Annotated in this window: 12 protein-coding genes and 1 pseudogene; 8 read left to right on the plus strand and 5 right to left on the minus strand. The window is 63.8% G+C overall.

Annotated features, from left to right (window positions below; genetic code table 11):
• Positions 1–42: 42 nt before the first annotated feature.
• The 5 genes from N551_RS0103045 to N551_RS0103070 all read left to right on the plus strand — a co-directional run bounded on the left by N551_RS0103045 (position 43) and on the right by N551_RS0103070 (position 5894).
• Entirely contained in the window at positions 43–468 is a 426-nt protein-coding gene (locus tag N551_RS0103045) for a PaaI family thioesterase (RefSeq protein WP_027565689.1), read from the plus strand.
• A gap of 281 nt (positions 469–749) precedes the next feature.
• A complete protein-coding gene (locus tag N551_RS0103055; protein ID WP_027565691.1) occupies positions 750–1760 on the plus strand; it encodes an aldo/keto reductase in 1011 nt (336 codons plus the stop codon).
• A 13-nt stretch (positions 1761–1773) separates the two neighbouring features.
• On the plus strand, positions 1774–3087 hold the full coding sequence (locus N551_RS0103060) for a tetratricopeptide repeat protein (RefSeq protein WP_027565692.1): 1314 nt from the start codon (positions 1774–1776) through the stop codon (positions 3085–3087).
• A 197-nt stretch (positions 3088–3284) separates the two neighbouring features.
• Positions 3285–3875, plus strand: a complete 591-nt coding sequence (locus tag N551_RS0103065) for a hypothetical protein (RefSeq protein ID WP_027565693.1) — start codon at positions 3285–3287, stop codon at positions 3873–3875.
• 168 nt (positions 3876–4043) lie between these two features.
• Entirely contained in the window at positions 4044–5894 is a 1851-nt protein-coding gene (locus tag N551_RS0103070; RefSeq protein ID WP_245287721.1) for a sensor histidine kinase, read from the plus strand.
• Between the two features lie 35 nt (positions 5895–5929).
• On the opposite strand, the pseudogene N551_RS39635 reads toward N551_RS0103070, so the two are convergent.
• Positions 5930–7532: pseudogene (locus tag N551_RS39635) on the minus strand (oleate hydratase).
• A 153-nt stretch (positions 7533–7685) separates the two neighbouring features.
• Here N551_RS39635 and N551_RS0103080 point away from each other — a divergent pair.
• Positions 7686–8033, plus strand: a complete 348-nt coding sequence (locus N551_RS0103080; RefSeq protein WP_027565695.1) for a DUF3088 domain-containing protein — start codon at positions 7686–7688, stop codon at positions 8031–8033.
• A gap of 322 nt (positions 8034–8355) precedes the next feature.
• The gene (locus N551_RS0103085) at positions 8356–8676 is read left to right on the plus strand and encodes a hypothetical protein (RefSeq protein ID WP_027565696.1); all 321 of its coding nucleotides are present in this window, start codon (positions 8356–8358) and stop codon (positions 8674–8676) included.
• Positions 8677–8733: 57 nt separating this feature from the next.
• Here the strand turns inward: N551_RS0103085 and N551_RS0103090 are convergent, their stop codons facing one another.
• The 4 genes from N551_RS0103090 to N551_RS0103105 all read right to left on the minus strand — a co-directional run bounded on the left by N551_RS0103090 (position 8734) and on the right by N551_RS0103105 (position 11760).
• Entirely contained in the window at positions 8734–10005 is a 1272-nt protein-coding gene (locus tag N551_RS0103090) for an NAD(P)/FAD-dependent oxidoreductase (RefSeq protein ID WP_027565697.1), read from the minus strand.
• 10 nt (positions 10006–10015) lie between these two features.
• Positions 10016–10726, minus strand: a complete 711-nt coding sequence (locus tag N551_RS0103095) for a dihydrofolate reductase family protein (protein ID WP_027565698.1) — start codon at positions 10724–10726, stop codon at positions 10016–10018.
• 19 nt (positions 10727–10745) lie between these two features.
• The gene (locus N551_RS0103100) at positions 10746–11420 is read right to left on the minus strand and encodes an FABP family protein (RefSeq protein WP_027565699.1); all 675 of its coding nucleotides are present in this window, start codon (positions 11418–11420) and stop codon (positions 10746–10748) included.
• A 160-nt stretch (positions 11421–11580) separates the two neighbouring features.
• Entirely contained in the window at positions 11581–11760 is a 180-nt protein-coding gene (locus tag N551_RS0103105) for a hypothetical protein (protein ID WP_027565700.1), read from the minus strand.
• 468 nt (positions 11761–12228) lie between these two features.
• On the opposite strand from N551_RS0103105, the gene N551_RS0103110 reads away from it, so the two are divergent.
• Entirely contained in the window at positions 12229–13374 is a 1146-nt protein-coding gene (locus N551_RS0103110) for a helix-turn-helix transcriptional regulator (protein ID WP_027565701.1), read from the plus strand.
• Positions 13375–13410: the final 36 nt, after the last annotated feature.

Below are 13410 nucleotides of genomic sequence, written 5' to 3' on the forward strand. Positions count from 1 at the left end.
CCGATGAAATGAAATCGCACGACCCGCTCAGGAATGGACGACATGACCAATAAGACAGCCGCACGGCTGAAGGCAGAAGGCTGGACCATTCTGGAGACCACGGGCTTCATGCATCTGATCGGCCCGCTGTGGGAGCGCAAGATCGACGGCCAATACGAATTCGCACTCGCGACCGAGGACAAGCACCACAATCGCCGCGGCATGGTCCAGGGCGGCGTGATGATGACGTTCGCGGACCGTACCTGCGGCATGACCGCCCGCTACGTCTCCGGCAAGGAGTTCATGGCGACGGTGCAGCTCGACACCCATTTCGTCGAAGCTGGCCAGATCGGCGACATCCTGATCTCCCGCCCGCGCGTGGTGCGCGCGACGCGCAGCCTGATCTTCATGAGCACCGAGGTGACGGTGGACGATCGTTGCGTGGTGATGGCAAATGGTGTGTTCAAGATTTTGAAGGGGCCGGGGTAGGAGCGATACCCACCGCTGTCATTCCCCGCGCAGGCGGGGAATCCAGTACGCCGCGGCTTCTCGATTAAACTACAGCCCTCTCGGAATACTGGATCGCCCGGTCAAGCCGGGCGATGACAGCTGAGAGCGTAGCAAGCATCTCCGCCAACGTCGTCATTGCGAGCGCAGCGAAGCAATCCAGACTGCCGCCGCAGACGCATCTCTGGACTGCTTCGCTGCGCTCGCAATGACGGAGTGAGACGGCTATGCTGTCGCCCGAAAAAGCAGCAAGGACGCGCCCCATGCAATACCGCCAACTCGGCCGCAGCGGCCTCAAAGTGTCGCCGATCTGCTTGGGCACGATGATGTTCGGCGGGCCGACCGATGAAGCGACATCGAAGCGGATCATCGCGAAGGCGCACGAGGCCGGCATCAACTTCATCGACACCGCGGACGCCTATTCGAAGGGCGCATCCGAAGAGGTCGTGGGACGCGCCATCGGCAACAACCGTCACGCCTGGGTGCTCGCGACGAAACTTGCGAACCCCATGGGCGAGGATCCCAACCGTGTCGGCCTGTCCCGCCGCTGGGTGTTGCAAGCGGCGGATGAGAGCCTGAAGCGGCTCGGCACCGACCACATCGACATCTATTATCTGCACAAGGAAGACCATTCTACGCCCCTGGAGGAGACGGTGCGCGCGATGGGCGACCTGATCCGCGCCGGCAAGGTGCGCTATTTCGGCGTCTCGAACTACCGCGCCTGGCGCGTCGCCGAAATCTGCAACATCTGCGACCGGCTCGGCATCGACCGTCCCGCTGTGAGCCAACCCTATTACAACGCCATGAATCGCATGCCCGAAGTCGAGCACTTCCCGGCCTGCTCCTATTACGGCCTCGGCATCGTGCCCTACAGCCCGCTGGCGCGCGGCGTGCTGACCGGCAAATACAAGCCCGACGCGGCTCCCGACAAGGAGACCCGCGCAGGCCGCAACGATACGCGCATGATGCAGACCGAATGGCGGCCGGAATCGCTCCAGCTGGCGCAGGAGATCAAGGCCCACGCCGAGAAAAAGGGCATCACCGCAGGCCAGTTTGCGGTCGCCTGGGTGCTGAACTCCGCTTTTGTCTCCTCGATCGTTGCCGGTCCGCGCACCGAGGAGCAATGGGAAGGCTACACCGGCGCGCTCGACTATCGCTTCTCTGCCGAGGACGAGGCGCTGATCGACAGACTGGTCGTGCCGGGTCATCCCTCGACGCCGGGCTACAACGACCCGGCCTATCCGATCGAAGGACGCCGCGCGCGGACGGCCTGAGCCGGAGACAGGAATGGCCCTCGAAGATCGCTACGGCCTGCCGCTCTCCACCTCTTCGCCAGAGGCGGCATCCGCTTATCGCGAGGGCGTCGACCTCATGCTCGCGGGCTGGACCGACACGGCGGAAACGCTGGAGCGCGCGATTGCGCTCGATCCGGATTTTGCGCTCCCCCATATCGCCCGCGCCCGCGTGCATGGCTTCTATCAGCAAGGCGATCTGGCTCGGCAGAAGGCGGCGCTCGCGCGCGAGCTCGTGGCGAAACGCGGCACGGAACGCGAGCGCTCGCATGTCGAAACGCTGGCGCTCGCAATCGAGGGCCGGCTGCCCGAGGCGATCGCGGCAACGATGACGCACGTCGAGGCGTGGCCGCGCGACGCATTGGTGCTGTCGCTGCCGCTCGGCGCGTTCGGCCTGTACGCGTTCTCCGGCATGGCCGATCACGACCGCGCGCGGCAGGAGCTGTGCGAGCGCGTCGCGCATCACTATGGCGAGGATTGGTGGTTCCTCACTATGTACGGCTGGGCGATGACCGAGAACGGCAATGTCGGTCGCGGCCGCGGCGTCACCGAGCGCGGCTTCGACCTGCGCCGGCAGAATGCCCATGCCGCGCACGCCGTGCTGCATGCGATGTTCGAGGACGGTTCGATCGAAGCGGCCGACCGGCTCGTCGACGACTGGATCCCCTCTTACCATCGCGCCGGAATCTTGCACGGCCACATCCGCTGGCATCAGGCGCTCGGCGCGCTGGAGCATGGCGATGCCGCGCGGGCGCTCGCGATCTATGCCGACGTGCTGCAGCCAAACGCCACGCAGGCGCCACCGCTCAATCTCGTCACTGACGGTGCGTCACTGCTCTGGCGCCTGTCGGCTTACGGCCACGCCGTGCCGAGAGCGCTCTGGCTCGAAGCCGACGGCGCCGCGCAAAAACTGTTTCCGAAATCGAGCCTGCCCTTCGCCGATATCCACATGGCGCTGTTCGCGGCTGCGACGCAAAATCGCGAGGCGCTCGCCACACGTCTTGCCGCCATCGAGCAAAGGCTCGCCGATGGCAAGCTTCCGGCCGGTCCCGTGGTGCCCGCGGTCTGCCGCGCACTGGCGGCCTTTGCCAACGAGGACTACGCGGCATGCGTGCAAACGCTCACGCCGATTCTCGGTGAGGTCGTGCGTCTCGGCGGCAGCCACGCCCAGCGCGAGTTGATCGAGGACACTTTTGTCGTTGCCCTGATGCGCAGCGGCGACCTGCCCCGCGCCCGCGCGCTGCTCGACGCCCGCCTGCACCGCCGCCCGTCCCTGCGCGATACGCGCTGGCAGGCGGCGATGGGATAGCCCCGCCACGAAAAAAACACCGGCCGAGCGGCAAGTGCCGGCCGGGAATGGGTTGGGCGATCTGGGCGAATCGCCGTTGGGGTGGCGCGGTGGTATTTCAGACGGACTTGGCTGAGCAAACGGGATCGCAACCAATTTGCGGTTCGCTGGTTGTCGGACGGAACTTTTCCGTGGTTCCTTGGCATGTGAGCCTTCCGATGCGCCTCTGCCGACCCATCCTCGCTGTCGCCCTCGTCCCCACCTTCGTCCTCTTGGCAAGCCCTTGTTTTGCCGAGTCTTCCGCGCCGATTCCCGTCAACAATCCACCCGGGCAGCAGACCGCCTTTATCGACTTGCTGGCGCTGATGTCCGGCCACTGCAAGACGTTGAAGGTCGCCGGCCGCACCTTCGCCTGCAAGACGGTGGCCTACGCCCACGGCGACGGGGGCCGGGTCAATTTCACGGTCGCGGTCGACGATCCCGCCGACGAGAATCACGTCGTGTCGTTCTCCGGCGAGAACGGCAAGCGCGCCGACGACAACTCCTATGAGCTGCCGATCGACCGCATGCTGCTCAACTCCAAGGACCGTCCCAAGGTCGACGGCCTGCCGGTGCCGGCCGAGCAGACCTCCACCGGCCTCTGCCGCCAGACCGGCAATTTCGCCGCCAAGAAGGTGACTGACGTCACCTGCTCTGCCACCGACAGCGAAGGCCGTCGCTACGAACTGCTGTTCGTCTCCGACGGCACGCCCGTGAGCGTGCGTCGTATCAGGCAGTCGGCGCCGTCGATCCAGGATCCGTTCAAATAGCGGTCCTTCTTCGCTCTGCATGCGGGGCCAGGTGAACCGCCGCCTGCGCGGCACAGCCGGATCAAATCCTTTCGTTGAAACTTCGGAACCGGCAGGTATGCTCGGATGCGTCCTCACCGAGGAGGCGCCCGTTGCAAACACAGGCCAGGCACAGAGTCAGCAATGAGGATGGTCATCGCGATCAAACGGCTCCTGATCGCCTGCCTGTTCGCAATCCTGGCACATGAATGCCCTGCAGCCGACAGTCCGGGGCAGCGCTCTATCCTGGTGCTGGAAGACGCCGACTTTCGTTCGCCATTCTATTCGGAGATTTTCGCCGGTATCCGCACGGCTGCGAAGGAAAATGGGCAGATCCACACCGTGATCTACGGCGAAAGCCTCGATCTCGCCCGTTTCCCGGGACCGGACTACGAGGAGAGCCTGGTCGGTCATCTCAAGACCAAATACGCGCATCGGCCGATCGACATCATCGTCTCGATCGGCGTCGCGTCGGCGAAATTCCTTCAGGCGCGCAAGCACGACATCTGGCCCGCCGCCCCCGTGGTTTACGGCTTCGTGCCCGATCTGCCCGAGACGCGCGCGCTGTTCCTGCCCGGCACGACCGCCATCTTTGCCAAGGTGTCTCCGGCGCAGATACTGACTGCGGCACGCGCGGTCGTTCCCGACTTGACTGGCGTCGTCCTCGTTGGCGATGCATGGAAAAATCCGCTGATATATGGCCACTGGAAACAGGAATTCGCGACCACGATGCCGGGTCTCGAAATCATCGATCTGTCCGGCATGGTGCTGCGGGAGGTGCGCGAACGGGTCGGCTCCTTGCCCCCTCGTTCTGCGATTCTGACCTCGGCGATGTATTCCGACGGCGAAGGCACCCACTATTTGCCGGCCGCGGCGCTTGCGCGCGTCGCCGAGCGCGCGAACCGCCCGATCATTATCACCTCCGACACATTTCTCGGGCGAACCGGGGTTGGCGGCTTCCTGCTGCTGCCCGAAACCATCGGACAGGAAGCCGGCCAGTTGGCAATGCGGATTCTCGGCGGCGAATCGCCGTCGAACATCCCGCCCGTTGCCGGGGATAACGTGAAGCCGATCTTCGACTGGCGACAGCTCAAGCTCTGGAATGTGGACGAAGCCCATCTGCCTCCCGGAAGCGAGGTGCGTTTCCGAGAACCGAGCTTCTGGGAGCAGTACTACTGGCGTGTCATGATCAGCGCCGGCGTGGTGCTGGTGCAGGCGATGATGATCGGCATCCTCCTGCGCGAGCGCAGGCTGCGATTCCAGGCGGAGGTCGAGGCACGCCAACGCATGTCGGAGCTAGCCCACATGAATCGCCTTGCGACCGCGGGCGAGATGTCCGCCACGATCGCGCATGAGCTGAGCCAGCCGCTCGCCGCCATTCTGATCAATGCTGAGACCGCCGAGCAGGTGTTGCAGACACCGGCACCTGACCTCGGCGTGATCAGCGAGATACTGGGTGACATTCGCCGAGACGATAAGCGCGCTAACGAGATCGTCGTTCAGGTGCGCTCATTTTTGAAGAGGGCCCGCACAGAGCGGATCGAGCTCGACCTCAACGCGACGGTCAGCGATGTGTTTAGGTTCCTTTCCATTCAGGCCCTGACCTACGACGTTGCGCTCGCGACGGATCGATCGTCCTTGGATATTCGCGTAACTGCCGACAAAGTGCAGCTCCAGCAGGCTATTCTGAACCTGGTCATGAATGCCATCGAAGCGGTGGCCGATCTGCCGGAGGATCGGCGACGCATCGTCGGTCGAACCAGCCTTGCGAACAATCAGGCCATGATCTCGATCGCAGATGCCGGCGACGGCATCTGCACAGAAAAGGTAACCGAAATCTTCAAGCCGTTTTTCACAACCAAGACGCAGGGAATGGGCATCGGCCTCTCGATCACGCGCACGATCATCGAGGCACATGGCGGGCGCATCTGGGCCGAGAACGCGCCGACGGGAGGTGCCGTCTTTCATATCAGCCTGCCGCTGGCTGTGGCACGGTCGTAAGTCGAGGCCCTCTGCCGTTCAAGTCGCTCCGCCCGTCACGTGAACGCCTTTTCCAGCGTCGCGAAGATCACCGCAAGCGATTTGTCGTGCCGCGTCACCGGCGGCACCGGGCGATCGATCTTCATCAGCTGATAGACCGCCATCTGCGCCGCGCGCACCGAATATTCGACGGTGAACACGACGTCATCGGGGATTTCGACGAACTGGCTGACGAAGGCGAGATTGACGGAATTCCTGGGCACCGGCAGCGGCCGGTCGTCAGCGGTGCGCGGCATGAACATGCTGGTGATGTAGGGCATGCGACAGGGAACGCAGATCGCATCCTCGAACACGGCAGGGTCGAAATTCAGGTGACCGCAAAGCTCCTTCAGGATGTCGGCGCCGCCGCAATCGGACATCGGCTTGGCCACGAAATTGCCGACGCGGTCGGGATGCAGTGCATAGCCCCAGAACACCTGCACGTTGTTCGGCTGTCCGGCGAAATGCGGCTGATGATACAGCACCACCGACATCAGCCAATTGGAGTCCCTGAACGTGACGAGACCGCCGGTGCCGGCCTTGTTGCCGGAGAACGCCTCCATCTTGTCGAAGAAGCGCGGATCGCGGCAGGTGACAGTGAATGACTGCCGATAGGATTCCGGGATCGACGCGTTGAACGCGGACGGCTTGCCGAATTCTGGACGGCCCTTCGCGATTTTCTCCCACAGGCCCAACCCCGGCTGTCGGACTTGGTCAGGCGCGGAGCCGGCTCGGTCATCGAGCCCAGGCTCGAGGCGTCCGTCATCGAGCCGTTCTGAAAGAACACGAGATCGCCGTCCTCGAGCTGGACATTGGCGGTGCGGCCGTCGCGGTCGAGTACGAGCTGGCGCACCCGCAAGCGTCCGTCCTCGCTCTCGATCGCCATGTCGGTGACGGCAGTGCCGCGCACGAACTGAACGCCCCGCCCCTTGAGCCAGTCGGCAAGCGGCCGCACGATCGCGTCATACTGGTTGTAGACGGTGCGCTTGACGCCGGCGAGAGTCTCGATGCGCGGGAACTCGTTCATGAAGCGATGCAGATAGCGTTTCAGCTCGACCGCGCTGTGCCAGGCCTGGAAGGCGAAAGTGGTCTGCCACATGTACCAGAAATTGGATTCGAAGAATTTGGGCGACAGCCAGTCGGTGATGCGGCTGTTGCCGAGCGTCTGCTCCGAGGCCTCCGTGAGCCGCAGCAACTCGAGCCGGTCGCGCCCTGAAAATCCCATATGCGAGACATCGAGCTTGAAGCGGTTGCGATCGACCAGCCGCGCTCGCGAATGCGCGGGGTTCTCGGTGTTGAACGCGACGGTTTCCTCGCGCACGCTGAGGCCGGGATGTTCGAGCGAGGGAATGGTCGACAGCAGGTCCAGGTGCATTCGTAGTGATCGGTCGTGAGCATGCGTCCGCCGCGCAGCGAATAAGCGCCGTTCGCGAGCAGCGCGCCGTCGAGGCTGCCGCCGACCAGCGGCTGCGCCTCGTAGATCACGATGTCCCGCCCCGGCAGCTGCGCGTCACGAACCAGGAACGCCGCGCCCGCGAGCGATCCAACGCCGCCACCGATGAAATACGCCTTCATGTCTTGCCTCGATCTGCAATTCGAATTGTCGCGGCGACATTGCATGGCGAGACACTGGCCGGAGTTGCGCTGGATTAAGCGCAACGCGCGTGAGGATCACGTTGAGTTGAGCGTTTGACTGATCAGCTCCGGCATGCCGTCCTTTCGCGACATCATCGAATCACGTCTTGACATTGCGGCCGTACCTCGGAGCGACCCATGACGCGCGATCGCCTGTTTCTGCTGCGCCCTGGTTTCGAGGACCCGGCCTTTCCTGGACGCCGTTTCTATTGCTGGCATTGCGCGCTGATCGAGGGCTTGCTGGTCTCGTTTCCGCAGCTCGCCGACAAGCTCGACGTCGAGCGCATCGCGTGGCCACGCCCGCGGCACGCCGTGATTGCGCTGGCTGGCGAGGAGAACCAGTCGTTGCCGCTGCTCGTGCTGGCGGTTGGAGCGACCTCGCCGCACCAGACCGGCAGCCATCAGGGCCGCGCGTTCATTGCCGACAAGGACGCCATCCTGGGCGCACTCTCCGAACGTCACAGCTTTCCCGATCCGCATCCGTGAGGGGAGAGCGTTCGCGTGACTCTCGTGCCCCGGGCGTAGCGCAGCGTCTCTTCAACGGTGCGCTGCAGAGCCGGAGCCCATGTCTCTAGGGGATCTTGTGCGGCATTGGGTCCCTGCCACCACCGATGACGTGATTGCGTCATTCGCGGCAGAGTGATGGCAGGGTTGCAATCGACGCTGGTGATGCGACAATAAATCTCACCAGACGCACGCAGCCGCGCGAATCGGGCGCCGATGAAACTGCGTCGTTTCGACGCCCGCACTGGCCGGAACGCGCCGGATGACCATGTGTTGTCACACGACATTCAACTGGAGTGATGACATGAAGTATCTCTTTGTCGCGATGGCCGTCGGTGCTGCGGCGCTTGCAGGCGGATCCGCGGCGAACGCGGCCAATCATTCAAGCGCGAAACAGAACGCGCCAGCCGCCCAATCAACCGACATCAGCGCGCAGCACAGGCACCACCATCACGGCCATCGCCATCACTGGCGTCCTCACCACCATCACGGATTTCATCGTCCGCACTACCGAAGCTACGGCTATTATCCGCGGCACCACGGATATTACGGCGGCGGACCGTACGGATATTATGGCGGCGGCGGTCCCAGCGTGACGTTCGGCTTCGGCGGCAGTCGCTGGTAAGACGAGAGGCAGCAACACGAAAGGCCCGCAAAATGCGGGCCTTTTTTGCTCGTCAGCCTATCTCCGCAAGATCCTCCCCGCCGTCTGTTGGCCGCTCGCCAGCGCCGCTTCGACCGTGCCCATGTCGGCTCCGCGATAGAGCGCCTCGCCGGAGAACAGCACCGGCCCGTCGGCGCGCGCGAGGATCGTTTGCGCCTCGCGCGTTCGCGGCGTCGCCCAGGAATAGGCGCCGCGGGCGTAGGGATCGTGCGCCCAGTTTGTCGCAACGGCCGCGATGAGCTCGTGCGCGAGATCTTCGCGCGAGAGGCCGAAGACGGTCGCAAGCGAATCGAGCCCGGCGTCGATCAGCGCTTGCGGGTCGAGCTGCGTCAGCGCTGCCGTGCGCGGGCCGCCGAACCATCCGGTCAGCACGGGATGCCGGTCCGGGTATTGCGTCCACCACACCGGGATGGCCTGGTCGGTCAAAAGGAAGCTCATGTCCGCAAGCTCTTCCTTGCGCTCGCGCCACCATGGCCGCCTGAAGTGCAGCAGGATTTTTATCACGTTACCGAAGCCGATGTCGTCGGCAGACGCCGCCTTCAAGCGCGCGCTCTCCGGGAGGGCGATCTCGCGCAGCAACGGCAACGGAACAGTGAGGATCACGCGATCGCAGCCATGCACCCCGCCGCCGACACAGCGAACGGCGAGCGCGCCGCCCTCCTCCTCGATCGCCGACACCACGCAGCCGAAGCGAAGAATCACGCCAAGTTTGCGGCACTCGGCCGTCAGGAACTCGATCATCGCACCATAGCCGCCCTTGACCCGCGCCTGCGGAGAGTGCCCGCCAGCCATCCATTCCTCGCGCAGCGCCAGCGTCGAAGCGCGCTCGGGATCGGCCGCATCGTAGCCCTCGACCATTCGCTCGATCGCATGGCGCAGCCGCGCGTGCTCATCGCCGGCAAAATGCCGGCGCAGGAAATCGGCGACGGTGAGGTCGTCGTTCAATTCCCGAACCACGGCGTGCAGCTCAGCCTCATGCGGATCGTGGCGATCCTCGCGCACGATGTCTGCGCCGTCAAAGCCCCACCGCTCGCCTTCGATCTCCTGAAGGGACAACCCGGCCTCACGCAGCAGCGCGCGCGTGACCGGCGCCTCGCCGTGGACGAATTCGGCGCCGCCATCGGCGGGGTAGCCGAACTCCGAAGCTGACAGCGGGTGAATACGGCCGCCGCAGCGCTCGCGCGCCTCCAGGATCGTCACTGACTTGCCCGCGCGCGCCAGCTCGCGCGCCGCCATCAGGCCGGCCGCGCCGGCACCGACGATGACGATATGCTCTGATGTTGCCGACATCTCGGTGCTGCTACTTGCCCACGGCCTGCGGATCGTTCTGGATCAGATAGCGCAGCAGCAGGACACCGCCGCCGAGATCCCGCGTGCTCTCCAGCCTCATCGCAGTCAGCGGTGCACGCCGGTCGCCGTCGGAGTCCGTGGAATCGAACACGAAGGGCGCGCCCCTGGCGCCATCGATCGCGGGACTGAGGATCAGGTTGAACTCGTCGATCAGGCCGGCACGCAGGAACGCGCCGTTGGCGACGCCCCCGCCCTCCACGAGCAGGCGCTTCACGCCGAGCTCGCGGTTGAGAATGTCCACCGTCAGTGCGAGGTCGATCTCGGACTTGCCGGCAAAGATATAGGACACGCCCTCGCCGCGGAGTCCGGCGAGATGCGAATCGGAGACGCTCTCGGTCAGCACGACGACGATCGGATCGCCGCCGATATCGGAACGGCCCCAGCCGATCTTGCCCTTCGCATCGAGCACGACGCCATAGGTTTTCGCGTCACGTCGCGCGAACCAGTTTTCGCGCGGAAATTTCGCGTCCGTCGTCGCCGGATAAGGCTCGCGCTTGGCGAACTCCGAGCCGGTGACGCGGCCGATCACCCAGGCATCGCCGCCGAGCTCGTCGTGGATCTTCTCGAACCAGTCCGATCCTGGTCCCTTCGGGCGCCAGCGGCTCGGATGGGTGCGGCCGTCCAGACTCGAATGCATCAGACAGATGACGTAAGGCTTCATGCGCATCTCCGGGCCGCGCTCAGGCGGCCGGCTCATTGCCCTTCTCACTCCCCGTGGCGCGTTTGTTCACGATCACCGCGAGGGGATTGAGCTTTGGCGGCGCGACGAGTTTGAGCGTGTTGGTGTCGCGATGGTTGAACGGCGCGCCGCGCACGAACAACTCGGTCTGGATCAGATAGGTCCAACTGCAGTCGTCGTTGAAGGTGATGTCGCAGCGGTAAGCGTCGGTGCGGAACGCTTGTTCCAGAAAATCAGTCGAGCAGATCCCGTAAGCGGTGTCGCCGCGCTTGGCCGTGACAGAGATCTCCTTGTCGTCCGGCCCGGCCTTGCCCGACGCCAGCAGCACCTGCCCACGCGGGATCGCCAGCGTCTGCATGATCAACCCGGTCGCGGGCTCCCACAACCAATAGCCGACCTGGTCATGGAAGGTGATGTCTTCCTCAGGCGTGTTGATATGGATGTGATAGCGCAGCCCATAGAGCAGCTGCGGGCCGTTGGCCTGGGGATCGATCGGGTCCATCCGGATGCGCTCGATGAAGGTCCGCCGCTCCGGCCCTTCCGCCTTCGGATTGATGTCGATACCCTTGTCGGCCTGCCAGACACCGGCGAGACGGCGGAGCGGGCCGAGATTGGCAAGGCCGTCGGGCGAGACGTCCTCGGGCTCGGTGAAGATATCGGCGGGAAGGGGGAGCATGGGTGTCCTCGCGTCGTTGCGAGGCAGCAATAGCATGAGAGCGCGGGCGTGGCTCGGTCTCAAGCCTCACAATCGCGAATGGACGTAGGCGCCACGCGCAGACGATCCATGATGCGAAACGGAGCCGAACCTCCTCAGTTCGGCTCCGCCGCCAGGATGCTTAGTGGCGGTGGTCGCGGACCTCGGGGTGAGTCCGGTGATCCCGGACGATGGGTTGATCGCGATGGTCGCGCACGACGGGCGGGTCGCGATGGTCGCGGACGATGGTCGTCGCGTTCGAAGGCGTCATCACGTTCGCCAGTGCGATCGCTGCAAGAGCCACGAGGATGTAGTTGCGCATGAGTTTTGCCTTTGCTTGGTGGATCACTGCGAGCCACCTGACACCAAGCTAGATTGATCAGCTCGAATGATATGTGTCGTCGATCACCCGGCGATGATCGATGCGCTGTCAGCCGTGCCATCGTCCAATCGCAGGAGAGGCGGACGGCGACCCTCACGATCTATTATGATTCGTCTACGTCCCGGCGGACGGGCCTCCGCGGCCTCGAGACGAGGACATCTCGCGCCCAATATCATTGCATCGTCGAATCCCAGCATACTTGATACGCCCTGCCGGTTTGCAATCAACGTCGCGTCTGCCGCAGTTTTAATCACGCCATAAGCATTTGTGTTCGGTCTTCCCGTTTGCGCCACGGAATCACGGTGATAAGATCACGGCCTCAGGATTGTGAAATACACCATAGGCGATGAAGCCACTCCTAAACTAGCGTTCACGTGACGTCCGTTATTTTCAAGTGAGTGGTTTGGAATGCAGCAGGCTTCGGTCGAGAAGTTCTCGGACCTCATCGGCGCGATCTACGACTGCGTGATCGCGCCGGAACGCTGGACGGGCGTTCTAAACGAGATTCGCACGGAGCTCGGCTTCGCGACCGCCGTGCTATCGGCATATAGCCTCACGAACATGAGGATCGGAGTCAATGCCGCCTCCGGGACCGACCCTGTCCAGACGATGGCCCAGACCAGCATCGAGTATGCGCCTGATATCGTCGAACTCTGGGGCGGCGTTGAGCGCATCCGGCAATATCCGCTTGGAGAACCGATCATTCGATCCCAAGCGGTCCCGGAGGAAATAGTCCTCGGCAATCGCTATCACCTGGAATGGGCTCTCCCCAAGGGCTTGTTCGACGCCGTCGGCGTCGCCCTCGTTCGCGAAAAAACAATGATCGGCAATGCGACATTCAGTCAGCATCAGTCGGACGGGGCCATTGACGATGCGCAGGTTAGCGGATTGCGCGTTCTCGCACCTCACATCCGCCGCGCCGTGATCATCAGCAATCTGTTCGACATGAAGACCGTGGAAGCCGCGACATTCACCGCGACAGTGGAGGCCCTGACGGTCGGAGTCGTTCTGACGGACGACGATTCGAAGATCGTTCACACCAATGCCGCAGCCACAGCCATGCTCGCGGCAAACGATCCACTTCTGGCTCGACATGGCCGGATCGCCGTTCAATCGGCGACCACCACCAGCACGTTGCAATCGGCCATCGCGCAAGCAGCAAAGGACGAGGCGACACTCGGCCAAAAAGGCATCAGCATCCCAATCCCCCGCTCGAGCGGAGATCCTCTCGTCATTCACGTTCTGCCGCTGCGGCGCGGCCACATGCGGGCCGGCCTGGTCCAGCGCGCCGCCGCCGCTCTGTTCGTGGCATCGGCCTCCGGTCCGCCGCAGCTGCCTCACGATGCTCTCATCCAGCTCTACGATCTGACGCCAGCCGAAATTCGCATCTTCGAGCTCATCTGCGATGGACAGACACGCGACGCGATCTCGTCGCAACTCGGAGTGTCGGTCAGCACCGTGAAGAGTCACCTCTTGCACGTCTTCGAAAAGACAGGTTGCCGGCGCCAAGTCGACCTGGTCAGGCTGGCAAGGTCGCTGACGTTTCCGGTGTAGGGAAGCTCGGGGTGACGGTACGCTTTGTCGTCCAGT

Source organism: Bradyrhizobium sp. URHA0013 (assembly GCF_000518345.1).
Taxonomy (GTDB): domain Bacteria; phylum Pseudomonadota; class Alphaproteobacteria; order Rhizobiales; family Xanthobacteraceae; genus Bradyrhizobium.

What these genes read in the sequence shown, in the direction of transcription:
- N551_RS0103045 (WP_027565689.1), top strand. Translation starts at nt 43, where the DNA reads ATGACCAATAAGACAGCCGCACGGCTGAAGGCAGAAGGCTGGACCATT.
- N551_RS0103055 (WP_027565691.1), top strand. Translation starts at nt 750, where the DNA reads ATGCAATACCGCCAACTCGGCCGCAGCGGCCTCAAAGTGTCGCCGATC.
- N551_RS0103060 (WP_027565692.1), top strand. Translation starts at nt 1,774, where the DNA reads ATGGCCCTCGAAGATCGCTACGGCCTGCCGCTCTCCACCTCTTCGCCA.
- N551_RS0103065 (WP_027565693.1), top strand. Translation starts at nt 3,285, where the DNA reads ATGCGCCTCTGCCGACCCATCCTCGCTGTCGCCCTCGTCCCCACCTTC.
- N551_RS0103070 (WP_245287721.1), top strand. Translation starts at nt 4,044, where the DNA reads ATGGTCATCGCGATCAAACGGCTCCTGATCGCCTGCCTGTTCGCAATC.
- N551_RS0103080 (WP_027565695.1), top strand. Translation starts at nt 7,686, where the DNA reads ATGACGCGCGATCGCCTGTTTCTGCTGCGCCCTGGTTTCGAGGACCCG.
- N551_RS0103085 (WP_027565696.1), top strand. Translation starts at nt 8,356, where the DNA reads ATGAAGTATCTCTTTGTCGCGATGGCCGTCGGTGCTGCGGCGCTTGCA.
- N551_RS0103090 (WP_027565697.1), bottom strand. Translation starts at nt 10,005, where the DNA reads ATGTCGGCAACATCAGAGCATATCGTCATCGTCGGTGCCGGCGCGGCC.
- N551_RS0103095 (WP_027565698.1), bottom strand. Translation starts at nt 10,726, where the DNA reads ATGAAGCCTTACGTCATCTGTCTGATGCATTCGAGTCTGGACGGCCGC.
- N551_RS0103100 (WP_027565699.1), bottom strand. Translation starts at nt 11,420, where the DNA reads ATGCTCCCCCTTCCCGCCGATATCTTCACCGAGCCCGAGGACGTCTCG.
- N551_RS0103105 (WP_027565700.1), bottom strand. Translation starts at nt 11,760, where the DNA reads ATGCGCAACTACATCCTCGTGGCTCTTGCAGCGATCGCACTGGCGAAC.
- N551_RS0103110 (WP_027565701.1), top strand. Translation starts at nt 12,229, where the DNA reads ATGCAGCAGGCTTCGGTCGAGAAGTTCTCGGACCTCATCGGCGCGATC.